A 23,788-nucleotide genomic window follows, 5' to 3' on the forward strand; every position below is an offset into this window, starting at 1 on the left:
CGAACTAATCCCGGCTGACTTTACTGTCGTCAGTCCAAAAATCATAAAAATTAAACCATTGGTAAGGATACTGACTCGCAAAAAAACTCAGACGTTCTGAAAAATGCTGAATTGTTGTTTGTAGATCCTGCTGTCGTGTTTTACGGCTAAATTTTAACTTATCCGCAACTTTTTCAAAAATAACTAAATAGCGATTATGCGCTTTTAAACAAAATAAATAATACACTGGGCATTCGAGTAAACTCGCAAGAATAAATGGCCCTTGCGAAAACGGTGCTGGTTTACCCATGAAATTACAATAGTTTACCCTGCCTGCGACACTTGAGCTAGTGCGGTCACCAACAATCACTATTACTTCGCCATCATCAATTTTTTGTTTCAGTAAAATCGCCAAGGTTGGGCTCATATCCGTAACTTGGATGAGGTTTACTTTGGCATCGGCATTGATTTGTTGCAGCACCTTATTAAATTCAACTGCGTGATGGGTAAATACCAAAACGTTTATGGTTACTGCGTAACGACCTTGACTGAGCGCCCGACATACTTCCAAATTACCCAAGTGAGAGCCGATAAAAATGGCCCCTTGCTTACTTTTTTGCAATTCAGCAAATTCTTCATGGTTTTGATATTGAATGGCATCAAGTGGGATTTTGCCAAGCCAAGCGTCTATTTTATCAAACGCCGAGTCGGCAAATTTGCAAAAGTGTTTTAACCCCTGCCAAAAACCTGCATTTGCCGGTTGATTGTTATGCTGTGCCACTTGGTTTAAAAACGCAATGCTTGCCGTACGTTGCGTTTTGCCTGTGCAGTAAAAATAAAACACCACAGGAAACAACATTAACCACAATACACGACGCCCAACCAAGCGATAAAAGCCCAGTAAAAAACGCATGCCAAGCAAGGTACCGCGCTCTTGCATTGTCGACCAATGTTTAGCCACGCAGTTTTCTCCAAAGCAGTAATGGAACGCGTGGTAACATGCCGAAAAACAAGCGTGTGTGCATCCAGCTAATAAGTACGTTATCTTCAAATGCGCGAAAGTGTGAGCTACCGCCTTCTGGGTAGATAACTTTCGTTGGCATAAACCGACTTGGCGTACCACGCCAGAATAGGCGCACCATGATTTCAATATCAAAATCCATGCGCTTGCCAAGCTGCTTATCACGCAGCAGTGCAGCCGTTGCTTTCACTGGATAACAGCGAAAGCCACACATTGAATCTTTTATACTGAACGATAAGGTTTCAATCCACACCCAAAAATGAGTAATGTAACGACTGTATAAACGCACTTTCGGCACAGATTCATCGTAAATAGGCTGGCCGCTTATGACGCTGTCGGGATACTTTTTGCCAAGGTAGATTAAGGTTTGAATATCTGTTAGGTCGTGTTGACCATCTGCATCAACTTGTATTGCGTGGCTATAACCCAATTTATCGGCTGTCAGCAAACCCGTTTGTACTGCGCCACCTTTGCCCTGATTTTCACTGTGTTCAATCAACGTTAATAACGGAAACTGAGATTCACATTGACGCATGACAGCGCTCGCATCCGCTGTTGAACCGTCATTGACCATAATAATCGGTAAATCGAGGGCACTTAGCTCCGTTAGAACCGATTCAATCACAGCAACATGATTATAATTTGGAATAACAATACACGCGTGCATAATGTTAGCTGTGCACCACTACGCGGCCAGATGAATGCTGACCATGTTCTGAGTGAAAACTAAAGGTAAATTTGCTGTCGTTTTTCTTGGTGAGAGTAAGCTCAACCTCTGAATTTGCAACAATCACCACTTGAAACTTCAATACTTCAACAGAATCAACCAGCGCAGAACTTAACGAAAAGTATTGCTGTGCGTATTTTACTGCCCAATCTAACTGTACAACACCGGCTAAAATCGGTGCTTGTGGAAAGTGACCGTTAAAATAATCTAAACTACCGTCAACCCAAAGGGTGAGTTTTACCGTATCGTCATGCTCTTCAACGGCGCGTACTTCTGGTAATGATTCTTGTAACTTAGTCAAATAACTTCTCCAATTCTGCAAATACGTACTTACCTTGGCTGTTAACTGGCAACTCATCCACGTAACGAAATTTACGTGGCATGCACACTGCTTCAAACTGCCCAGCAAGCACTTGCTTTAAGCGCTTATTGAGCGCTAGTTTACCGTTTTTATTCAGTTCGCCAAGCCCAGCGGCCGACAATTGTGCAACTAATCCCAGTTGCTGGCGAAATCCGTGCGTTAACAAAACAACTTTACACTCGATAATCGCACTATCGTCGCTTAATACACGCTCAAGTGCATCTAAATTAACGCGTTTTTCTTCAAGTTTAATGGTGCGATCCAAGCGACCTGACAAACTAAAGCGCCCGTTTTCTAAAATCTCACCACAATCTTGCGTGACAAACATTGCATCATCAAAATAAGGTGATTTAACTGCAAGCTGCTGCTGATGCTTTAATACCGTTATACCGTCAAAGCACTGCCATGGTTCAGTTTTAAACTCAGAGACTTGGCGATACGCAATGCCGCCCGTTTCAGTGCTGCCATATATTTGCGTCGCAGCAACGCCCAATTGTTGAAACAAGGTCACTGCACTGCTGTCGCTAAGCGGTCCGCCTGATGAAAATACTCCCACAATATTGTGTTTAACTGAAACACATACATTGTCACGAATAAGGCGGTCAATGAATGCGGGACTGGTAATGATAACCGAAGGCTGTGTTGCGACTAACGCGCGTAATTGCTCAGGAAATTCAACAAATGTGAGGTTTACTGAGTAATTCGCACGTAACGGCCAGAATAACTTAAATAGCAGACCGTAAATATGCTGATGAGATACAGTTGCAACAATTTGGCAATCACGAGTAAACGCAAAGGTATTGCACAAATTTGTAAGCTCAGCATTAATATGCTGCCAAGACTTTACCACAGGCTTACCGTAACCTGTTGAACCAGATGTATAAAATGTAAGTTTTCCAGATTCTGGCAAACTTAACGCATTGGCAGGTTGCTGTAACGATTCAGCAAAGGTAAGGGAATCAAGCGAAAGGTGTTTGTCGCCACTAAATTCATCTACCAACACATAGTCGGCATCTTCACTGGCGATCTGGATATTCTCTGGCTGCCCGTTGGCTGGAAATATAACATCAAAACCTGCATGTGCGGCCGCGAGCAAACGTACCAAAAACACATCACTTGCAGCATGGTATAACACCAAAGACTGCGCACCGGTTTGCTGTTTAAACACGCGTAATTGATTGGCAAGTGCCGTTACCACATTAGCACAGATATCTCTATCTAAAATCGAAGGGCTGGTTGTATGCATACTAATTTAATGATCAAACTCGTGACGCTGCTTTACAACATGACGAACAAGTAACTCACCTGCCATTAGTACGCCCATTAAAATGTACGCAATCAATCCGTTGTATAGCGTCCAAAGCGCAATATCTCCAAGGTATATGGTGTAACATGCAAGTGCAATATTAATGCTAAAGAATACGCACCACACTTTGGTGACATTTCGCGTATAGGCAACAACATGTTCTGGTAATGTTACATTTTGCTTGTCTTTGCTTTTACGTTTTTCATCGAGTAGCGCAAAGGTTTCTATCACCGTAGGCCCTTTGAACAATGAATACGCAAACGTGACAAGCATAGTGCCTGAAATAAGCACAGGGTAAAACAAGGGTACCTTGCTGTTATCAAGTAACCACGCCAATGCGACACATACGCTGCCTAATACCGTTGCCGGTAGAAGCCATGGCATGGTGCTACTGGCCGCCCGTGTAAATACATAGCGACCAACAATGGCGATAAGTAAAACAGGTGCAATACTGGAAATACTCGCATACTGCAGGCCAAAATAAATAAGCACTGGGTAGGCCAGTAATAATACAATGAATACTGTATTCAGTATTGCTTTTATCATGTGTTTTACGCTGAAACCAACTTGCTTACTTCGTTTACCACATCTTCTACAGTGCGTACTTGCTTAAACGCTTCAGGATCAATCTTTTGCCCTGTGATTTCACGCAATTTCACCACCAGATCAACGGCATCAATACTGTCGAGATCTAAATCTTGATAAAGGTGTGCCTCAAGCGAAATATCGCCTTGATCTATTTCAAATTCTTCCACCAAGATATCAGTTAATACTGCGAAGATTTCTTGTTGTGTTTTCATACCCTACCCGCTGTTATGCGTTTTGTTCAATAAACGCTGCTAACGCATCAACCGATGCAAAATGCTGCTTTGTTTCTTCTGAGTTTGCGTCAATTTTAATATCAAACTCTTTTTTAATCGCTAAGCCAAGCTCTAGCGCATCAATGCTATCAAGACCCAAACCATCAATAAAAAGTGGTTCGCTGTCGTTAATGTCATCAACGGTAATATCTTCTAAATCTAATGATTCAATAATGAGCTTCTTGATTTTAATTTTTAAATCACTCATAGCTGTCTAATTCTCCTTGAAAAAATGCCTGCATATCGCGCGTAAAACTACGCGCATGCTGCGTCAATTTCGACGCTTCAAAACTGGGTAATTGCAATTGTTGTTTCGTCATTGCGAGATCAAATTTAACCTGCGTAGGTGCCACTTCGTACCACATTTCTGACTTAGTTAACGTTGACGGTGCAACATGAATTAACACAGAAACGATATCAGCACGACAGCGCAGTGCGATATTTGCCGCACCTCGTTTAAATTTTAACGCTTGACCAGGTGTCGTACGAGTGCCCTCGGGAAACACGATCAAGTTATTTCCCGCAGCAAGTGATGCTGCACAATCCGTTAGTAAGCCCTCAGGGCTTTCATTGCTTATATAACCGGTGGATTTTATCACACCTCGCATAAATGGGTTACTAAATAAATGTGCTTTAACAACACAATCTGCATTGGGAATAAGCGAAATAAGTACCACAACATCAATCAAGGTCGGGTGATTAGCAAGTACTAACTTGCCTGTTAAATTGGCAAATTTAGTTCGATCAGCAATAGTGAATTTAAAGATTCCTAATGCGCCCATCAAGCCAACAAAAAACTTAAACAGCAAATGCACTGTATAGCGCGCTGCCTTGCGGCGCTTTTCTTCATCACGATAAATAAGGTACTGAATAGGCAATACAATTAGCGGAACTAACAATCCACCTAAACCAAACACCGCAAAACAAAAACCGGTTGCGACAATGCGCCAGCAGCGTCCTAGCTTGGTTAACAAGGCGTTACCTCATCAATATGCAAGTGCCACGCACTTTGACTGCCGAGTACAAGCGCGTCGTTGGTTTTGTTTGTCGCTAAAAATTCCACAAACTGTTTTGCCTGTAACGGTGTATTGTTAGGCGTATCGCTAGGAGTTAACGACAGCGTAATACCCTGTTCATTGTCTTTAGATACGACAAATGCACACGCCAAATCACAACTATTCACATCGTCAAATCGTGCATAATCGTCAGGTAGTGGTTGATCGCAATACACAACGAGTACTTCGGATATATTCGGGTTATTTAACTGAATGCTTGCTTCAATTAATGCCATCAGCAGGGTGTTCTCGCCAGCCGCGATACTGTTCATTGGCTGTTGATTATTCGTCAAAATCGAATAAAGCCCAATAACTGCATTATGAACAGATAGGCCAAACGATGTTGGGCTGATCACTTCTTGGTGAGCTAAATCTTTTAAAATACTTGATGTACGGTGAAAGTCGCCATGTTGCGATGCAAATACAACGGGCATCGATTCTGCACCACTTTTCTCGGCGCTATTTGCTGCAACAAACAACGCCATTTTTGCATAGTGGCTTAGTCGTCGGCGCTGCATTGCTGGCACCCAATCCAATTGTGGGCTTTTGCTCATTGGATCAAACATTTCAATTTTTGCGTTGGCGAGCTGTGCTTCGTCCTTAGCTTTACACCAATAATTAAAATGTGAGAGCACCATTTTCATGTGATGTGCGTCCATGTTGTTTGAAAATGAGGCGAAACTATAAAAAAACTGCGCAAAAGAAGCAATGCTAAAACGCAAGAATGTTAAATTTATGCGTACTTTAGACTATTTTTAACTCAAATAACTGTATTTAACGACATGTTAATAACATGTTTCAGTTAGCAGATGCTGAATTTGACAACGTGCTCATAATAAAATTAATAAACTTTGGCTCTTTCAACACCCCTGCATGCGATGCATTAAAGCCCATCATTTTATTTGCTTCACGCTGAATATTAGGCGGAATTTGACTAGATAATGCCACAACGCCATCATCACTTGCACCGTCTTGATAGGAAAATACCAAAGCGTAATTAATTTCTGGCTGCAGTGTCTGAGTATGCAGCTGATTAACATAGTCACTGTTAGTTGCAACATCACGCCATGAGTTAATTACAAGGGGCGAACTTTCAACCCCTTTTCGAGCACTTTGCATACCCAGTAAAGGACTGTTTACCGTAATGAAATGATTAATTTTATAGTTACGTGCATGACCTTGATGACTTAGTGCGTAACCTCGGGTAATCAGCCCACCCATACTGTGCGCTAGCACCGAAACCGCATCAAAACCGTAGCGTTTTTGCATAACCTCAATGCTTTCTAACAGATAGTCTTTAACCAAATGCAACCCTACGCCACTTGGGTAGTACAATACCCACACTTGATAGTCAGAATCTTCAAGCGCCGTAACTAAAGCGGAAAATTCGCGCGGGTTGCCCATCATGCCGTGCACTAGAATAAGCGGTTCTTTTTTAGCGTTATACGGAGACAACATAAATAAACCAGACTCCACTTGTGCAAGAAAATCAAGCGGTCGCCAAAACCCCATATCAACATTATGGGCATCAAACATAGCGTTCTCTAAATTCGCTAACTTGCCGATATTATTAATATTGTAATTATCACTGTATTGAACCGCATACCCTTTTTTTACAGGCTTTGCGAAGTGAATTGGTTTGGCTTTGTATTTGGCTTTATCGTTAAGCGTAATTGCTTGTAACATGCCAACCGAGTCAACATAAGCAACGCCTGTTTCATTGTCGTCGTAGGTCAAGTTGTGGTTGCTGTCTTGATATACAGCAACGTAATAAGTGCCTGGTTTTAGGTAGAATTTAAACTGCCCGTTGCTATCAAGTAGTTTCTGATTTTCTATCGCGAAGGTGTTGTCGTTACGGCTTAATATAGCAACTACGAGTTCGCCACCATCTGAATTAGATTGATAATCAACTCGGCCATTTATTTCAGCAACACTGTCGAGTAATTGAGATTGTTGTTTAGCTTGGCGAAAATGCTGACAGCCAATTAAGCTCAAAACACAGCAAAGTAGTAAAATATGTCTCATCGAATTCCCTTCGCGCTAGTCACGCGCAACTTACCTGTTTTTTATCACAATCAGCAAAGGCGCAACATCAGCTTGATAAATGTGCTGTTACACCTTGAGTAGCGCTATAAACTTGCAATAAACGTGATCACACACTCTTTAGTTAACGATTAATTACATCAACTTATTGCAATAATTACGACTATAGTTGAATAATGTACCGTCGTTAGCCAAATTTAACTGATTATGCCCGTAGTATTTGCTTTTTTGTTATTTTTCCCGCTTTTTGTATTTGCCAATACCGAATTTGAGCAAATATTTGATGATCACACCGCTGTGATGCTACTGATTGAGCCAAAATCAGGAAAAATTGTAAAAGCCAATCAAGCCGCGGCGGATTTTTATGGCTACAGCTCGCAAGCACTGCAAAGTAAAACCATTCAAGAAATTAACTTATTTACCGCAGAGCAAGTCGCAGAAGAGCGTGAAAACGCCCATCGACAAAAGCGCAACTATTTTATCTTTCGCCATCAAACAGCAGCGGGTGATATTAAAACCGTTGAAGTTTATTCCATTCCCATCGAGTTTCATGGTGCAACACTGCTCTATTCGGTCATTAAAGATATTTCCACACAACGGCAATATCAAAGCGAAATTTGGCAATATCAAAAAAACCTAGAACAAATGGTTGATAGCCAAGTTGCGATTATTAAAACCAAAAACAATAAAATACATGCCATTTACATTGCGGGTTTAGTAGTATTAATTGCGCTTGCACTGTTTTTAACCTTTTTACTACGCATCACCCGAAAAGCGCAAAAATACAGTACCAAACTCAGCCAAATAGTGGAGCAAAGCCCCTCTGCAATTATCACAACCGACTTACAGGGCTATATTGATTATCAAAATAAACATTCTGAAAGTGCTCTTTTTAGAAAATTATCATCAAGTAAACAAAGTTTATTTGATGAATTACGTAATTTAACGCAGCACAGCGACGAATTTGATAACGCAATTAGCACCAATACCCCTTGGGTTGACCGCATTAATTTAGGGCACGAGCACCATTGGCTCCATGTGCATCTTTATCCGCTGATAAATAACCAGCGAAAGAAAAATGGCTATGTGCTTATTCTCAATGATATTTCAAAGCAAAAACAGGATGAAAAACAACTTAGGCTTACATCAACAGTATTTCGTACCGCCAATGAAGCCGTAATGATTTGCGACAAAAACGCAAAAATTCAAGCAGTCAATGAAGCCTTTACTGAAATAACTGGCTACAGCAGTGACGAAGTATTAAATAAAACGCCTGACATACTGAGCTCAAACCTGCAAACAGAACCTTTTTACGCCAATATGCAGCACCAACTTGATGAAAATAACCAATGGCAAGGCGAAATTTGCAATCGCCGTAAAAACGGTGAACTTTATTATGAATGGCTTTCAATCACCGCCCTTCGTGATAATAACGGCGAGATTGATGCGTTTGTAGCACTGTTTAGCGACATCACAAAACGTAAAAAGGCAGAAAATAAAATTTACCAGCAAGCTAACTTTGACTCACTTACTGGGCTTGCAAACCGCAACTTATTCTCAGATCGTTTTGAGCAAGCTCTTAATAAAGCACAGCGCGAGAACTCATTTCTGGCGCTATTGTTTATCGACTTAGATGGTTTTAAACACGTTAACGATACCCTTGGTCATTCACAAGGCGATACCCTTTTACAGCAAACAGCAACGCGCCTGAGCGAAACCTTACGTAAATCAGATACTATTTCTCGCTTGGGTGGTGATGAATTTGCGGTACTTATCGCAAGCGATAACAATCAGTTTAAAGTTGATCGAGTCGCCCATAAAATTCAGGCGGCAATCGCCACCCCGTATCAACTGGATAACGCACAAGGGTTTGTCTCTGCTAGTATCGGTATAACAACTTATCCAAACGACGGGCAAGACGTAGAAACACTGATGCGAAAAGCCGATAGCGCCATGTATAAAGCGAAAGCAAAAGGTAAAAATAATTTTCAGTTTTTTACTGCCGAAATGGACGAAAAAGCGCAAAAAAGGCGCACCCTTGAGAGCGAACTGCGAACCGCCATCGATAACCAACAGTTTTTCATTGATTACCAACCCATTTTTGATGCTAAACATAATGTTATTTATGCGTGTGAAGCATTAGTACGCTGGCATCACCCTACCAAGGGCCTTGTTTCACCTGACCAATTTATTGAACTTGCTGAAGAAATTGGTGTAATCGCCAATATTGGTGAGTTTGTTTTAGAACATGCCTGTATTACCGCAGCAAAGTGGCAAGATGAATATGAAAATGCGCCCGGTATTAGCGTTAACATTTCTACTATTCAATTCCAACGTGATGATTTTATTGCCACTATTAAAAATGCAATTGAAATCAGTGGCTTGCCAAGCAACAAGCTGATATTAGAGATTACCGAAAGCTTACTCATTGAAAACGATAAAAAAACCATTGCCCAGCTCACTATGTTAGCTAATTTAGGCGTAAAAATAGCCATTGATGATTTTGGCACCGGCTATTCATCGCTCAGCTATTTAAAGAAATTCCCAGTGCATAAGCTCAAAATTGATAGAAGCTTCATTAAAGACATCGAACATAACGCCGAAAGCCAAGCCCTTACCAAAGCCATTATTGCAATGAGTAAGAGCTTAAAGCTTGAAGTAATTGCCGAAGGCGTTGAGCTCAATGCGCAGATGCACTGGTTAACCGCATCGGATTGCTCGCTAATTCAAGGCTATTGGTTTGCCAAGCCCGTTGATGCGTTAACGATTAAAGAATTACTCACTGAGCACAACAATTAGCATACTCTTTCAGCTATACCACTGATTTATTTTGCCACGGCGCAAGTTTGCTCTGGCGTGTTACTTGGCGCTTTAACCAGCTTTTTATTAAATTCACGACGAATTAACAGGTGGCTGACCAAAGCTTGAATAAACACAGTAACAATTGAACAATACCAAATTTGTTCAATGTAAAAGTCGTCTTGATTCACTAAATAAATAACTGAAACCGCAAACAGTGACAAACGCACAAAGGTGCTCAGTAACGCGGGCCACGTATTTCCAAGCGCTTGAAACATGCCTGAAATGGCAAATACATAGCCAGCAGGAACAAAATTAAGGCCAACAAAACTCAAGAACGTAGCTGCAACTAACACCACGTTGGCATTGTCACTAAAACCGGTGACAAATAGCTCCGGTACCCATAAACACAGTACCATTAACATACCCATTAATGAGCACGTTAAAAACGCGGTGATGTGAAAGGTTTCGTATACGCGTGAGATTTTCCGCGCTGCGAAGTTTTGTCCAGCGATGGCAGGCGCGGCAAAGGCAATGGCTATAACCGGTAAAAATAGCGATTGCATAATACGCCCACCTAAACCAAAGCCGGCTTGTGCTTCAGCAGATACACGACTAAGCGCCCAATAAATCAACGATATATACAAGAAGGTCAGTAAAAATTCACCGCCCGACGGTAAACCAATATTAAGTACTTTGCGTATCGTTTTCGCTTTTAACGCAAACGATAACCAGCGCACTTGAAGATATTGCTCTTGTTTATTGAAATAACGCACCAAAAGCACAAACGATAGCAACATTGAAATACTGCTCGCCAGACCCGCACCAACGACACCGAGCTCAATGCCAAGCCCCCACCCCGTTATCAGAATAGGCGATAGAATAATGTTAGCGATAATACCAATCACCGAAATCGACATAACCGGTTTTACAATACCAGTCCCGCGCAGCGCAGCACTTAATGCGGTAAATACAAACTGCAGCAGTAACGACGGTAAAAACCAATAAAAGTAACTCTCGGCTAATGCTTGTGTAGCAATGTCGGCGGTCATAAACGCAAAAAATACGTGACCAAATGCGTAGCCTATCGCTGCGCAAAACAGGGTTGCCCAATTGGCAAGCGCTAACGTTTGATTAAATACGTGACTGGCTTGGCGCTGTTTTTTGCGCCCGACCGCATGCGATACTAGTGTTGCACAACCAATATTGAGTACTTGCGTTAATGCCATAACAAAGAAAAACAAACTTGATGCATTACTCACAGCGGCAATCGCGGCACTGCCTAGTTGACCAACAAAATACAAATCAACTAAGAAATACAGCGTTTGAATAAGCAGACCAATGGCGATTGGCACTGCCATTGAAATTATGTGTTTTGGAATGCTTCCTTTCGTAAGATCGTGCATAACTGCGCAACTTTCCTTTTAAATAATAAGGCTAACCGAGCCTTGCAAGCGCTTTATCGAGCTCATCAGCAAAGGCTTTTTTATCAGTGTTTGATAACGCGCTCGGGCCACCTGTTTCAACGCCACTGGCACGCAAAGTATCAAAAAAATCACGCATATTTAAACGCGCTTTAATGTTACTTGCGGTTAATAACTCGCCGCGCGGGGTGAGCGCAATCGCTTCTTTAGTGATCACTTCATCGGCGAGTGGAATATCTTGTGTAATCACTAAATCGCCCGCGACTACACGTTTAGCAATTTCATTATCGGCAACATCAAAACCTTTTTCGACCTGTAATCGCTTGATAAAACGAGACGGTGGAATGCGGAAACTATGGTTAGCAATAAAGGTTGTGTTGATCTGTGTACGCTCTGCTGCACGAAATAAAATCTCTTTAATTGCAACAGGGCATGCATCTGCATCGACCCAGATATTCATAAAGTTCCTAGGCTCTTAAATAAAAATGCAGTATACGGAAGCGACTAACTGAATGCGAGTGATTCTTAACGGCGAAATGTGTTAACGCTTATTTTTAAGCGACAACATAAACTGCTCTACTTTTAAGGTCAGGAATTGTTCCACCTGCTCTTCCATGCTGTCGACAGTAAAGCCATTTACGCTTAACACACGTTCGGCTTGCTCTTCTGAAATTAACTTACCGTTCAGTAAAAACTCCCATTCAGGCAAGGTTTTATCATAGCGAGGGATCACATCAAGGGTGACAAACGGATAGGTAAAATCAACCCGATTTATCAATCGGCAAAAATCTTCAATGTAATCAGTACCCGTTGGCCCTAAACACCCAGGCTCTAAACGAAAGCGTATTGCTAATTTCAAATAGGACATACCTCTTCCTTTAAACACGCAACATAGAATAAAACTACTTTACAAACTATGTGATGTAACACCGCAAACCGCAAGTTAATGTTTAATAAACTTTCTATGTGTATAAATTATAGCTATGGCTCTTGAAGCACAGTTTAAGATAGCCTAGTGTATAGTTTTTAACGTTGGGTTAACAAAAAATGGAAGAATTTATCGCTCAGCTCGACCTCAATCAATACTTGCCAACGGCACTTGATTGGGCAACTAACTTATTACTTGCCTTCGCCATTTTAATTATTGGTATTTGGCTTGCCGGCAAAGTAAATAAAGCTATCATCAAAATCTCTAATCGTCATGCACAACTAGACGATACCTTGTTTAAGTTTTTTGGCAGTGTAGCCAAATACACCATTTTGGCATTTGTCGGTATTGCGGTGTTAAACCGTTTTGGTGTGCAAACAGCCTCTATAATTGCACTGCTAGGTGCCGCTGGGCTTGCGGTTGGTTTGGCACTTCAGGGCACGTTATCGAACCTTGCTGCGGGTGTAATGCTGCTTATATTTAGACCGTATAAAGTGGATGATTTTATTGAAACGGGCGACCAATTTGGCAAAGTGGCTGAAATAGACATGTTTACCACCATTTTACAAACCTTTGATAACCAGCGTATTATCATTCCTAATAGCGATATTTGGGGCAATAAAATTGTCAATCACTCTCACCATGAGATACGGGGTGTTGATATGCGTTTTGGCATCGCCTATGACGAGAACATCGACGCTGCTCGCACAGTTATTAATAAGGTATTAGACGCGCACCCACATATTTTGAATGACCCTAAGCCTTTTGTTGAAGTTGAAACCCTCAACAATAGTTCGGTCGATTTCTTAGTACGTCCGTTTTGTTCCGGTGAACATTATTTCGATATTTTGTATTCGGTACCCGAGCAAATTAAAAAAGCGCTTGATGATGCCAATATTGAAATTCCATTCCCGCACCGTAAAGTTATTTTAGTTAATGAGAACAAATAAATAACGTATAGGCATGCCTTTAAAACGCATGCCTACAGTTTAGTTTTAAGGATTTAAATGAACTTAAACCAAGTAACATTACCGGTAACGCAAATGAGTGATGCCGTTAGGTTTTACCAAACGCTCGGTTTTGAACTTATTGTCGACACACCCCATTATGCGCGTTTTGCCTGCCCAGAGGGCGATTCAACATTTTCGCTGTCACTTGAAGAAAATGCCGTTAATGGCGCCACGATTTATTTTGAACATGCACAGCTCGATAACTGGGTTGCTGACTTACAAGAAAAAGGCGTTATATTTTCCCAGCTACCAACTGATGAAAGATACCTGTGGCGAGAAGCCGTGTTATTTGACCCTTCAGGCAATAAAATCAAGCTTTATTGGGCAGGAGAAAACCGTTTAAACCCGCCGTGGCGTGTTAAAAACTAATATTTATACCGTTACGACGAACTAAGGATAACGATGCAATTAGCTCAACTTAATATCGCGCTTGCAAAATACGCTCTTGATACCCCAGAAATTAAAGACTTTGTTGATAACCTAGATAAAGTAAATTCACTCGCTGAAAAAACCGATGGTTTTGTATGGCGCCTTAAAGATGATTCTGGCGATGCAACCAGTATTCAAGCTTTTGAAAACCCTAATATGTTGGTTAATATGTCGGTTTGGCAAAATGTCGATAGCCTGAAAAACTTTATGTTTAGAACCAACCATCGTGACTTCATGCGCAGGAAAAACGAGTGGTTTGAAAAGCTAAATGAAGATAATTACGTGCTTTGGTGGGTAGAAGAAGGCCATATTCCATCGCTAAGTGAAGCGATATCACGACTAAACCATCTTCGTGAGCACGGTGATACACCTTATGCATTCAGCTTTAAAGCAAACTTTACACCGCGCGATTTAAGCGAAGAAACCACCAGCTAATTGCTGCACTCAGCGCAATTTAGCGAATATCCATTTTCTCTTTCATCCACGTTTTTACCGGCAGAACCCACTGTGGCAATGGACGGTAAAACGCGCCATGCGACAAACCGGTGTTTATCGCTACTTCTTTAAATGATTGTACCTGCCCACTTTTGTCTTTTAACTTTTTGCAGGTATTTGATTTATCGGTTTTTTCATAAACTGATAAAACATGCCCATACACTTTTATATCATCAAGCTTGCTTGAGATTAAACGGCCGCAACCTGCTAGTAATACAGTATTTACGCCAAAATCAGCTAGGTGGTTTGATATTAATCCCGTAATAAACGCGCCACGCGAAAAACCAATCAAGGTAATGTTGTTGGCGGGCACCCCATTGTTAATCATGTTTCTAATCGTCGCGCTTTGCGCTTTTGCATATTCAAATGGATCTGTGTTCTTTTTACGATGAACCGCAACTAACGTATAGCGATCATCAGCAAGCGCTTGCTTTACCTTTGGAAAATCATACAAACCCCAACCATTTTTCACTTCAACGGGCGTTGGGTTGTCTCCTTCAACAATATAACCATGGGAGTAGAAAACAAATTTATCGCTTGGTTCATATTGCTCAGGTAACTTTTCGACAATCTCAGCGGCATTTACAAAACTTGAAAGAAGTGCACAAAGAACCAAAGAAAAGGCATTTAAACGAGGAAAAAGCTGCATATAGAGTTTATTTTTATTATATAAATTATGCGCTTAGTTTATTAATACAAAAGCTGTTTGTATATCGCCAATTTGTAAGAAAACGAAACAAGACAAAAAAGTGATACATACTTAAGTGTAAAAAGCGCGATTGTGAATCGCGCTTAACTAATTCAACTTAATAGCCAAAACGATTATTAACGTTTCGATTGTGCATTAAAGTAATCGGTGGTGCCGTGCGCTTCAATGGCTTCGGTTAAAGCACGCAACGCTACGTTATATACACTGTCGCGCAGTGTAATGTCTTTTTCTTGATAGATTTGCCAAGCATTTTCAAACGCTTTTTCAAGCTTTTGATGCAGCTTTTCTTCTACTATATTGAGTGACCATTGCTCGCCTTGTCTGTTTTGCAGCCATTCAAAATAACTTACAATAACACCACCAGCATTTGCCAAAATATCCGGCACCACTGTTACGTTATTTTGCTGCAAAACACTATCCGCCTCGCTTTCAACGGGACCATTTGCAATTTCAACAATGTACTTAGCGCGCACATCATTGGCATTATCACGGGTGATCACACTATCGAGCGCTGCAGGGATCAAAATATCAACATCTAAAGTAAGCAGTTCTTGATTGCTAATGTGTTTAAACTCTTGCACTTCGCACACCGATTGTTCGCAGTACACAGCAGAGAGTTTTTTGCTGCGCTGCTTTTCTTGGAAAATACTATCGACATCCAGTCCTTGTTCTCGATAGATCCCCCCTTGCGAATCGCTTACAGCAACGATATTAAAGCCAGCTTGCTGCAGCAATTTGGCGCAGTGGTAACCACCGTTACCAAAACCTTGTATTGCCACAGTGAGCTCTTGTGGGTTTAAGCCCAGTTTTTTTACCAACATTTGCGTACAAATAAACGCCCCACGACCTGTTGCACTTTCGCGTCCTAAACTACCGCCTAACGATATCGGTTTTCCGGTGATCACCGCAGGGGCTTTACTGCGCGTTATTTTTTCATATTCGTCCATCATCCAACCCATAATGCGCGCGTTGGTGTAAACATCGGGTGCTGGAATATCGGTATCGGGGCCAATAAAATCGGCCATCGCACGCACATACGCACGCGATAATCGTTCAAGCTCCATTGGTGATAGCGTTTTCGGGTTCACCGTAACACCGCCTTTGCCACCACCCAGTGGTAATCCCACCACAGCGCATTTTAGTGTCATCCAAAACGCGAGGGCTTCTACTTCATCTTGATTCACCGCTTGGTGAAAGCGAATACCGCCTTTGCACGGGCCTAAGATATCGTTATAGCGACAACGATAGCCTTTAAAATAAGCTAAACGGCCACTGTCTAAACGTACGGGTAAATTACACGCTAATGTGGCGTGTGGGTGACTCAGTGCTTCAATCACTTGCTTTGAGGTATTTGCTTGCTCGCCAATTCGTTGTAAGCGCTCTATCGCACTTACTAATACAGAATTACTCATACACTATCCTTAATTATGAACACTTCAATAAACAGTCATTATCTTAATTGTCTAAAATATAGAGCGTTTTGACCTATACAGTCTAGGCTACTTTAGGGTAACAGTAACAACGCATGTGGTTAAACGCATCACATCGTTGCCAATCGACTTTCATTAATAAGTTGCGTTACACTATTTAAAACGATGGTCATTTTAGACACGCAGCGTATTTATATAAGTGTTTGGTTTTATTACACACTCACTTCAATACACTGCTTTTAAACGTGACGATCAGTTTGCCTGCGTACACTGTGTTTTAGCCGTATTTTAAAAAAGAGAAACGGATGTTCGAGATAGACTTAGATTTCACCTTAATAATGTTTCACTTCAAGCAACTTGGTATTGCTTTTTTGCTGTCATTGCCGATTGCATTAAACCGAGAGTCAAGGGAAAACGGCGCTGGCCTTAGAACATTTCCACTGGTTACCATTGCCTCATGCGCATTTATGCTCGTCGGTATAAACGTGTTTGAAGGTTCTGATGCCGAAGCAAGGGTAATGTATGGCATTATCACAGGTATGGGATTTATTGGCGGCGGAGCTATTTTCAGGGATAAAGACAGCGTAAAAGGCACAGCTACCGCAGCTGGACTTTGGAATACAGGTGCAATTGGCGTATCTGTAGCGTACAGCCGCTATGAAATTAGTATTGTTCTATCGTTTATTGGCTTTTTAATCTTTCAATTCTCTGAAGTACTCAAGCCTAAAGAAAAAGCAAAATAACAACATCCCATTACTTTACTAATAAGCTGATAATTTTAATTAGATCAGAATGGGATGAACCGCATTTTTGGTTATCAGGGTTATCCATTAACCCTTTTACAAACCCCGCCCCAAAAGATGCCATAAGCCCTTCTTTTGACGATAAAATCGATTTCACATTCGTTTTTGCAACTTGTGTGTTGTAGTCATCAAACGCCTTTACCGCGAGGTATTCGGCTTTTGCTTTTTCAAGTTGGTTCAGATCATCTTTAAGTAAAAACTCCATGTTAGTCTCCGTTTAAAAGTAAAGACGCACTCGCTTTAAACCCCACGCGATGCCATATACGCTTAAGCTGAATAAATAGCCATACCGCTAATGCACTGTTAAAAAGTAACAAGCTGCCAATTACCAAGGCTAAACTGGGATACATTTTATAGAAAGTTAGTCCAACCACTGCATTAAGCAAGAGCCAAATTACACTCACAATCACGACCAGTGTTAAACAAATCGCGAATGAGAGTAGCGCAGCGCTGAGGCTAACTTTAGCCTCAGCCGCTACTAAGTTTTTTGACGTGATGAGCTTGGCAATTTTACTTTCAAGCAATGCTGTTACGCTTTCGAATGTTTGCGCCAGCTTCGCCTCGTTTTCAGGCTGCTGATTTGGCTCGCTTTGATTGTTAAAACCGCCCTGCTCGGGACCCATGTTGTCCATCGTCTTAAACCTATATTATTTACGTTTAATAATTGCAGACACCAACATACCGAGTGAAAATGCAATACCTGCTGTTGCTACTGGGTTTTCTACTGCGTATTTTTTAACGGCTGACTTTTCCCACTTAGCTTTCATTTCCTGCTGCTTTTGAGATAGGGTTTCTGAGCTTGAATGCGCGGTTTCGCGCAGCGTTTCTTCCGCTGTACCAACTTTTTCAGTGATGGTATCGACTGAATCATGCATAGAGCTATTCAATTTATCGGCAATCGGATGACCATTTGATGCGTTTTGCTTAGCTTTTGAATTCGATGCATTTTGATTAGATGTAGCCATTACAAGTTTCCTTCTTTTGTCGTGTAAAAATATCTTGCTTAGACTTGATGCAACAATAAAACCAACTTTTAATTACAATATAATCAACAACTTAAATATTTTTCGTGCTATTTAGTGATAACTTATGTGAATCTTTTACATATCTACTGGTAAATTTTTCAAACCACTGTGCAAGGATTACGTTTCAAACGCGTAATACCGCCTGCAACAAGTACTTGTGCCTTTCTGCCTAAAACTTATTTCTTGTTAAGTTATAAGGCGTTAAAACAACACTAAACGTCATAACAAGTGAATTGCTACGGATAAATGTACAGTGGCACAACAATTGATTAGTTAGAACGTGTTACCCATCTTTAAAATATAAAAATGCGCGAAGTTAGGGCTATCAGCTAACTTGTAGTGCAATGAGTCTGTACTGAGTCATCACTAAAGCGCGCCACTTAAATAAGGAATTTCAATGATTGCGACACTTATTACGCTAACGGTTTTATTTATAGCAGCAACGTTAATTCCTATAGTGCGAAAGTCGCATTGGGTAATTAGGGTATTTGATTTTCCAAGGGTTCAGTTGTGTGCGCTTGGGATAAGTTTACTGATATGGCAAATATTCATATTGGTTGATAAGCCCAACATATTTTACGTACTACCTGTTTTAACACTCTGCGCGATAATTTGGCACTTGTTGTGGATATTGCCTTATACCCGTTGCTGGCCAAAAGAAGTCAAAGCAGCTTCTGGACACAGATCATTTGATGAAATTACCATTCTCAATACAAACGTATTAATGACAAACCGCAACGCAAAAGCACTTATTCAACTCATAAAAACACATAAGCCCGACATTATTGTTACGCTAGAATCCGATAGGTGGTGGGAGGATGCACTCAAAGGTATAACAAAACGCTACCCCTACCACGTCAACTGCCCACTAGATAACCTTTATGGTATGCATGTTTTCTCAGCATTACCCATAGGTGATGAACGCATCGAATTTTTAGTTGAACAATACGTACCATCAATTCACGCATCGGTTACACTAAAAAATGGGGTTAAACTGCAAGCTCACTTTTTGCATCCTGCACCGCCAAGCCCTTCGGAAAATACCTATTCATCTGAGCGTGATGCTGAGCTAATTGTGGTGGCAAAAAAAATAGCAAAATCAAACCAACCAATTTTGGTTTCAGGCGATCTTAACGACGTGGCTTGGTCTTATACAACTCGGCTATTTAGAAAGATAAGTGGGTTACTTGATCCAAGAATTGGCCGAGGCATGTTTAATACATTCCACACCAAGTATTGGTTTGCCCGTTGGCCTTTAGATCATGTGTTTCATAGCGAGCACTTTACCTTACATAAAATCACCCGTTTGCCATCCATTGGCTCTGACCATTTTCCGTTACTAACAACCTTAGTATATGAAGCAACATCGCAAGACAGTCATGTTGATGCAGATAAAGAGGATCAAAAAGCCGCGGAGCGCCTAATGCAACAAGAGGGCGTAAATATCCAAGATGTACCCAAACCTAATAAGCCGTAATTTAACTTATTGTTATTGCAGACTTTCAGTCTGTAAAATATTCATACCCTGTGTTGTTGCTACAAAAGTAAGTACGTAAAAGTTCCAGACCAAAACCATAACTCAATGAATTTTAAATAAAAAATTATTGGAACACTGTTTGCTGCCTTAGATTGACTTTAAAAGTTTAACATTAACAAGGATTTACTATGAAAAGCACATCATTATTATCATTAATTTTATCGTCAATTTTAGTAGCACCGGCCATCGCCAAAGAAGAGGCTGATGTAGATCATCGCGGTGTTTATGTGGGTGGTGGTTATGGATTAATAAGCGCCAGCGGTGACGATGATTTTGATGATGATGACGACGCTTACAATGTATTTATTGGTACTCAGTTTAATCAAATGATCAGTTTAGAAGCGGGTTACTTGGATTTTGGTAAGTTTGGTAACGATAACTTTAACACCAAACTCGATGGCTATACGCTTGGGCTTAAGCTTGGTTTACCGGTTACTGAGCGTATAACACTGTTCGTAAAAGGCGGTAATTATTGGTGGGATGCCGACTTAAATGGCTTTGATAATACCCTCTCACTTGATGGCAATGAGCTATTTTACGGCGCTGGTGCATCATTTGCGATTTCAAAAAACTGGCAACTTAATCTAGATTACACTCGCTACGACTTTGAATTTGAAGATGATGAAATTGGGATTTTTTCAAATGTAGATAAGTTTAATGGTGAAGTAGACTACGCAAGTCTTTCGGTGCAATACACCTTTTAATCAATAAAATCAGCGCTAACAGCCGCTGATTAAATTTAATATTTTCGCCCTTTCTACTGCTAACGCTGTAAAAAGGGCGTTTTATATTAGCTGGCTTCGCTTGATGACACTGGTTTGCGCGATTTAGTCACCGCTTTTTCAACACTTTTACCGGTGACAGCCCAAATCATCAGGCCTGACCACGCAATGAGTGAAAAACCCGCTGGCACACATGCGGCTGCGATTAATTTTGCATGTTTGCGATTAAAGAAAAACGCGAGAACTGCCGGTAAAAACCATAAAACTAAGCTTGCTAATGCAACAGCTAATATAAACACCGGATCTGCGTTGGCAAAAAGATCTTCAAAAAAAGTAAGTGTTTCCATAATCGTATTCTCAATAAAAGTAACTGGGGCCAGACTACTTGCCTATGAGAAATAACTTGGCAAAAAATGCTAAGCGGCAAAATGTGGTGATTAATGGTTAACAACCAATGTAGTACCTAGATACTACCCGTTAATTAACCAAGTGGTTTACTATTTAGCGCATAGGTTAAACACGTTACACGCAGCATTGATGCGAGATTTTTAACACTGCCATGACGTTCAATTACTTCTTGATACAAGGTGGAAATAAACTCCGGCACTGTTACTTTTTCATCGGCTGCTATACGCTCAAGAATTTGCCAGATTTTATTTTCTAGCGAAATACTTGTCACCACCCCCTGAATGCGTATTGAACGCTTGGTGCTATCGTAAGATGTCTGCGGCTCTTGAGCATATAATTCACACATAAGGTATTCCTAACAATGGCAAAAATGATTCACAGTATGATCCGCGTAGTAGACGAATCAAAGTCACTGCGATTCTATCAAAACATACTTAACTTAACAGAAAAACGTCGGATTACTTTCGATAGCTTTTGCTTAATTTACTTAGGTAATGAAGAGTCAGACTTTGAACTTGAACTAACAGTAAATTTTGACCAAAAAGCACAGTATGATTTGGGTAACGGTTACGGCCACCTTGCAGTAAGTGCTGAAAATATAGAGGCAATACATCAAAAAGCAGTTTCTCTTGGTTATCAACCAAAAGACGTTAAAGAGTTTTATAACGGTGATTCACTCGTTGCGAAATTCTTTTTCATCAACGATCCAGACGGTTACGCGATTGAAGTAATTGAGCGTTCAGATACGTTTAACTAGATCACAATGCGAATACATTGTAAAACAAATACTTACGCTGTGTTCGCGTCTTCTCATACGCAAAATCGCCATTTTGCGTATTAACTCACATTTCACTTTTGCCAGCGTACTTAATTCTACATGCAACAATATTTATCGCTTTCATAAAACGCTAACCAGTTAATACATTTAATTATAAAACAAATATTTAGTCTAGAATGGGAACGTTTAAGGTAATAGTTTCCATGGTGCAAAATTAACAATAATTATTATCATTAACTATTCCAATTTTATTGCTATTTGCTTAGAATGCCCGCAACCTTTAAAGAAAATAACGTTTACTTAAAGCAAAATTAAACGGCTAACTTAAAAGTACTGCTTGTCCGCGACATTTTGCCTCACTGAAGCGTTTAAAGCACATTTGGTCTGTCAATCAAATATGTAAAGCAACGAGTTACAAAAGCATAGCTCGCCGCTACCGTTATTATGAGCAATAAAGTATGAATATAAGAAAAGCCTTTTTTTGGCTTCACCTAATTATTGGTTGCATCGCTGCCCTATTTATTTTTTTAATGTCGGCCACCGGTGCGTTACTTACCTATGAACGCCAAATTATTCACAGCGCAGAGCAATACGATTATCCCCAAGCACCTTCTGCAAACACGCAAAAACTTACGCTTGAACAAATAAATACTATTGCCAGTACCTTAGAGCATAAAAAGCCGTTAAGTATTGCGATTAGAAACGAACAAAACGCCTTTATTCAAATTAAAGAAGGCCGCAAAACCCTTGCCTATTTAAACCCATACAATGGTGAACACATTAACGAACCAGGGCTTGCAACTAAAACATTCATGCGTAAATTACGCGCTTTTCATCGCTGGCTAACCCTTGATGGTAAGTTTAGTGAGACAGGTCGCTGGGTTAATGGCATCGCTAATATTATTTTCTTTGTGTTAGTGCTTTCGGGTCTTTATTTGTGGTTACCAAAACGCTTTAATAAACGCGCTTTTAAACAAAAACTTACTTTTGCTAAGTCTTACCCAAACACTAATGCGCGCGACTACCAATGGCATAATGTGTACGGTATTTATTTAGCGCCGGTACTTGCGGTACTCATTGCAACAGCTTTCTTTTTCTCTTTTAAATTGCCGGGAAACACCTTAAAAAAAGTGGTATCAAACGATGCGAAAGTTGAGCAGCTAAAAGCGTCGCCATTAAATAACGGCACGCCAAAATCGCTTAATGTGCTATTTGAAAATGCAATTAACCACACACCAAAATGGCAACGTGCACAGTTTACACTTGCTACTAAACCTATGGATAAAATAGCGTTTAGCCTTGATACCGGTACAGGTGGCGAGCCACAAAAACGCTTAACGGTAACGGTAGATACACAAACTGGCGCTGTATTACAAACGCTCACCTTTGATGATTTATCAACATATCGAAAAGCACGCAGTTACATTCGCTTTTTACACACAGGCGAAGCGTACGGCATTATCGGCCAAACCATCGCAGGCCTCGCCTCATTATTAGCGTGTTTGCTCGTTTATACAGGGATCATGCTATCGTGGCGCCGCTGGCAAAACTATCGCGTGCGCAAAGCAAAACTAGCATTAGAAACAGCTTAATATCATCAAACTAAAAAAGGCTAACGTGTGTGTTAGCCTTTATTTATCATTCACTAATTAAATCCTTTCACAAAACAAATAAACATGCGGTTTCATTTTAATGTTCAACGATCAATAGGACTTCTTGTATTACCAAACCGCGTACCTACAACATGCGTGTAAATTTCTGTGGTTTTTAAGTCAGTATGACCAAGTAATTCTTGTACAGTTAGAGGGTCTGTTGACCTTTGCAGTTCTATTTTTGTTCTGCTTGAGCGAGCTTTTATCGCGGCGCTCGATGTGTGGCCTAGTAATCTAAGCGAATATCGAGCAACAATGAGAAAAGTGCGCTCAAAAGAACCGTTCGG

General features: G+C 40.7%; 29 protein-coding genes and 1 pseudogene. 9 read left to right on the forward strand and 21 right to left on the reverse strand.

Features of this window, described 5'->3' with window-relative positions:
* Positions 1 to 4 precede the first annotated feature (4 nt).
* The 10 genes from AN214_RS16720 to AN214_RS16765 form a co-directional block, all read right to left on the reverse strand.
* Positions 5 to 919: an acyltransferase gene (locus tag AN214_RS16720; protein ID WP_054980768.1), complete on the reverse strand. Its 915-nt coding sequence runs from the start codon at positions 917 to 919 to the stop codon at positions 5 to 7.
* Between the two features lie 13 nt (positions 920 to 932).
* Positions 933 to 1,667 carry a glycosyltransferase family 2 protein gene (locus AN214_RS16725; protein WP_054980769.1) on the reverse strand — a complete coding sequence of 245 codons (735 nt, stop codon included), beginning with the start codon at positions 1,665 to 1,667 and terminating at the stop codon, positions 933 to 935.
* A 4-nt stretch (positions 1,668 to 1,671) separates the two neighbouring features.
* Positions 1,672 to 2,028 carry a thioester dehydrase gene (locus AN214_RS16730; protein ID WP_054980770.1) on the reverse strand — a complete coding sequence of 119 codons (357 nt, stop codon included), beginning with the start codon at positions 2,026 to 2,028 and terminating at the stop codon, positions 1,672 to 1,674.
* On the reverse strand, positions 2,021 to 3,334 hold the full coding sequence (locus AN214_RS16735) for an AMP-binding protein (RefSeq protein WP_054980771.1): 1,314 nt from the start codon (positions 3,332 to 3,334) through the stop codon (positions 2,021 to 2,023). The genes AN214_RS16730 and AN214_RS16735 overlap by 8 nt, the downstream gene beginning before the upstream one ends.
* Positions 3,335 to 3,340: 6 nt before the next feature.
* On the reverse strand, positions 3,341 to 3,940 hold the full coding sequence (locus AN214_RS16740; RefSeq protein WP_054980772.1) for a hypothetical protein: 600 nt from the start codon (positions 3,938 to 3,940) through the stop codon (positions 3,341 to 3,343).
* A gap of 5 nt (positions 3,941 to 3,945) precedes the next feature.
* Complete coding sequence (locus AN214_RS16745; RefSeq protein ID WP_054980773.1) at positions 3,946 to 4,194, reverse strand: acyl carrier protein; 249 nt, start codon at positions 4,192 to 4,194, stop codon at positions 3,946 to 3,948.
* A gap of 13 nt (positions 4,195 to 4,207) precedes the next feature.
* Positions 4,208 to 4,462, reverse strand: a complete 255-nt coding sequence (locus AN214_RS16750) for a phosphopantetheine-binding protein (protein ID WP_010559422.1) — start codon at positions 4,460 to 4,462, stop codon at positions 4,208 to 4,210.
* Complete coding sequence (locus AN214_RS16755; RefSeq protein ID WP_082428607.1) at positions 4,455 to 5,228, reverse strand: 1-acyl-sn-glycerol-3-phosphate acyltransferase; 774 nt, start codon at positions 5,226 to 5,228, stop codon at positions 4,455 to 4,457. The genes AN214_RS16750 and AN214_RS16755 overlap by 8 nt, the downstream gene beginning before the upstream one ends.
* Positions 5,222 to 5,953 carry a beta-ketoacyl synthase chain length factor gene (locus AN214_RS16760; RefSeq protein WP_054980774.1) on the reverse strand — a complete coding sequence of 244 codons (732 nt, stop codon included), beginning with the start codon at positions 5,951 to 5,953 and terminating at the stop codon, positions 5,222 to 5,224. Before AN214_RS16760 ends, AN214_RS16755 begins: the two co-directional genes overlap by 7 nt.
* Before the next feature lie 154 nt (positions 5,954 to 6,107).
* Complete coding sequence (locus tag AN214_RS16765) at positions 6,108 to 7,334, reverse strand: alpha/beta fold hydrolase (protein ID WP_054980775.1); 1,227 nt, start codon at positions 7,332 to 7,334, stop codon at positions 6,108 to 6,110.
* 225 nt (positions 7,335 to 7,559) lie between these two features.
* On the opposite strand from AN214_RS16765, the gene AN214_RS16770 reads away from it, so the two are divergent.
* Positions 7,560 to 10,151, forward strand: coding sequence for an EAL domain-containing protein (locus tag AN214_RS16770; protein ID WP_082428609.1), 2,592 nt, complete (start codon positions 7,560 to 7,562; stop codon positions 10,149 to 10,151).
* A gap of 26 nt (positions 10,152 to 10,177) precedes the next feature.
* Here the strand turns inward: AN214_RS16770 and AN214_RS16775 are convergent, their stop codons facing one another.
* From AN214_RS16775 to AN214_RS16785, 3 genes are all read right to left on the reverse strand, one after another.
* A complete protein-coding gene (locus AN214_RS16775; RefSeq protein ID WP_082428610.1) occupies positions 10,178 to 11,557 on the reverse strand; it encodes an MATE family efflux transporter in 1,380 nt (459 codons plus the stop codon).
* A 31-nt stretch (positions 11,558 to 11,588) separates the two neighbouring features.
* A complete protein-coding gene (locus AN214_RS16780) occupies positions 11,589 to 12,035 on the reverse strand; it encodes a YaiI/YqxD family protein (RefSeq protein ID WP_054980777.1) in 447 nt (148 codons plus the stop codon).
* An 81-nt stretch (positions 12,036 to 12,116) separates the two neighbouring features.
* A complete protein-coding gene (locus tag AN214_RS16785; RefSeq protein WP_054980778.1) occupies positions 12,117 to 12,443 on the reverse strand; it encodes a hypothetical protein in 327 nt (108 codons plus the stop codon).
* A gap of 179 nt (positions 12,444 to 12,622) precedes the next feature.
* Here AN214_RS16785 and AN214_RS16790 point away from each other — a divergent pair, with 179 nt between their 5' ends.
* From AN214_RS16790 to AN214_RS16800, 3 genes are read left to right on the forward strand one after another with little or no spacing between them, the layout of a single operon-like run.
* Entirely contained in the window at positions 12,623 to 13,453 is an 831-nt protein-coding gene (locus tag AN214_RS16790) for a mechanosensitive ion channel family protein (RefSeq protein WP_054980779.1), read from the forward strand.
* A 57-nt stretch (positions 13,454 to 13,510) separates the two neighbouring features.
* A complete protein-coding gene (locus tag AN214_RS16795; RefSeq protein ID WP_054980780.1) occupies positions 13,511 to 13,882 on the forward strand; it encodes a VOC family protein in 372 nt (123 codons plus the stop codon).
* Positions 13,883 to 13,915: 33 nt separating this feature from the next.
* Positions 13,916 to 14,377, forward strand: a complete 462-nt coding sequence (locus tag AN214_RS16800; RefSeq protein ID WP_054980781.1) for a DUF3291 domain-containing protein — start codon at positions 13,916 to 13,918, stop codon at positions 14,375 to 14,377.
* Between the two features lie 19 nt (positions 14,378 to 14,396).
* On the opposite strand, the gene AN214_RS16805 is transcribed toward AN214_RS16800, so the two are convergent.
* Both AN214_RS16805 and AN214_RS16810 read right to left on the reverse strand, forming a co-directional pair.
* On the reverse strand, positions 14,397 to 15,086 hold the full coding sequence (locus tag AN214_RS16805; RefSeq protein ID WP_054980782.1) for an alpha/beta hydrolase: 690 nt from the start codon (positions 15,084 to 15,086) through the stop codon (positions 14,397 to 14,399).
* Between the two features lie 176 nt (positions 15,087 to 15,262).
* Positions 15,263 to 16,558, reverse strand: a complete 1,296-nt coding sequence (locus AN214_RS16810; RefSeq protein WP_054980783.1) for a Glu/Leu/Phe/Val dehydrogenase — start codon at positions 16,556 to 16,558, stop codon at positions 15,263 to 15,265.
* Between the two features lie 323 nt (positions 16,559 to 16,881).
* On the opposite strand from AN214_RS16810, the gene AN214_RS16815 reads away from it, so the two are divergent.
* Complete coding sequence (locus tag AN214_RS16815) at positions 16,882 to 17,319, forward strand: MgtC/SapB family protein (protein WP_054980784.1); 438 nt, start codon at positions 16,882 to 16,884, stop codon at positions 17,317 to 17,319.
* Positions 17,320 to 17,329: 10 nt separating this feature from the next.
* Here the strand turns inward: AN214_RS16815 and AN214_RS16820 are convergent, their stop codons facing one another.
* From AN214_RS16820 to AN214_RS16830, 3 genes are read right to left on the reverse strand one after another with little or no spacing between them, the layout of a single operon-like run.
* Complete coding sequence (locus AN214_RS16820) at positions 17,330 to 17,584, reverse strand: hypothetical protein (protein WP_054980785.1); 255 nt, start codon at positions 17,582 to 17,584, stop codon at positions 17,330 to 17,332.
* 1 nt (position 17,585) lies between these two features.
* Entirely contained in the window at positions 17,586 to 18,011 is a 426-nt protein-coding gene (locus tag AN214_RS16825) for a hypothetical protein (protein ID WP_054980786.1), read from the reverse strand.
* Between the two features lie 15 nt (positions 18,012 to 18,026).
* The gene (locus AN214_RS16830) at positions 18,027 to 18,344 is read right to left on the reverse strand and encodes a hypothetical protein (RefSeq protein ID WP_010559437.1); all 318 of its coding nucleotides are present in this window, start codon (positions 18,342 to 18,344) and stop codon (positions 18,027 to 18,029) included.
* A gap of 457 nt (positions 18,345 to 18,801) precedes the next feature.
* Here AN214_RS16830 and AN214_RS16835 point away from each other — a divergent pair, with 457 nt between their 5' ends.
* The gene (locus tag AN214_RS16835; protein WP_054980787.1) at positions 18,802 to 19,881 is read left to right on the forward strand and encodes an endonuclease/exonuclease/phosphatase family protein; all 1,080 of its coding nucleotides are present in this window, start codon (positions 18,802 to 18,804) and stop codon (positions 19,879 to 19,881) included.
* Between the two features lie 188 nt (positions 19,882 to 20,069).
* Positions 20,070 to 20,645, forward strand: coding sequence for an outer membrane beta-barrel protein (locus AN214_RS16840; protein WP_054980788.1), 576 nt, complete (start codon positions 20,070 to 20,072; stop codon positions 20,643 to 20,645).
* An 86-nt stretch (positions 20,646 to 20,731) separates the two neighbouring features.
* Here AN214_RS16840 and AN214_RS16845 read toward each other — a convergent pair whose 3' ends face one another.
* The gene (locus AN214_RS16845) at positions 20,732 to 21,010 is read right to left on the reverse strand and encodes a superinfection immunity protein (protein ID WP_054980789.1); all 279 of its coding nucleotides are present in this window, start codon (positions 21,008 to 21,010) and stop codon (positions 20,732 to 20,734) included.
* A 134-nt stretch (positions 21,011 to 21,144) separates the two neighbouring features.
* The gene (locus tag AN214_RS16850; protein ID WP_010559441.1) at positions 21,145 to 21,417 is read right to left on the reverse strand and encodes a ribbon-helix-helix domain-containing protein; all 273 of its coding nucleotides are present in this window, start codon (positions 21,415 to 21,417) and stop codon (positions 21,145 to 21,147) included.
* A 15-nt stretch (positions 21,418 to 21,432) separates the two neighbouring features.
* On the opposite strand from AN214_RS16850, the gene AN214_RS16855 reads away from it, so the two are divergent.
* Together AN214_RS16855 and AN214_RS16860 are read left to right on the forward strand one after the other, a co-directional pair.
* Positions 21,433 to 21,828: a VOC family protein gene (locus tag AN214_RS16855; RefSeq protein ID WP_054980790.1), complete on the forward strand. Its 396-nt coding sequence runs from the start codon at positions 21,433 to 21,435 to the stop codon at positions 21,826 to 21,828.
* 479 nt (positions 21,829 to 22,307) lie between these two features.
* The gene (locus AN214_RS16860) at positions 22,308 to 23,441 is read left to right on the forward strand and encodes a PepSY domain-containing protein (RefSeq protein WP_054980791.1); all 1,134 of its coding nucleotides are present in this window, start codon (positions 22,308 to 22,310) and stop codon (positions 23,439 to 23,441) included.
* A 104-nt stretch (positions 23,442 to 23,545) separates the two neighbouring features.
* Here the strand turns inward: AN214_RS16860 and AN214_RS23050 are convergent.
* Positions 23,546 to 23,788: pseudogene (locus tag AN214_RS23050) on the reverse strand (hypothetical protein); the annotation flags it as partial.

The sequence above is a fragment of the Pseudoalteromonas sp. P1-9 genome (assembly GCF_001399975.1).
Taxonomy (GTDB): domain Bacteria; phylum Pseudomonadota; class Gammaproteobacteria; order Enterobacterales; family Alteromonadaceae; genus Pseudoalteromonas.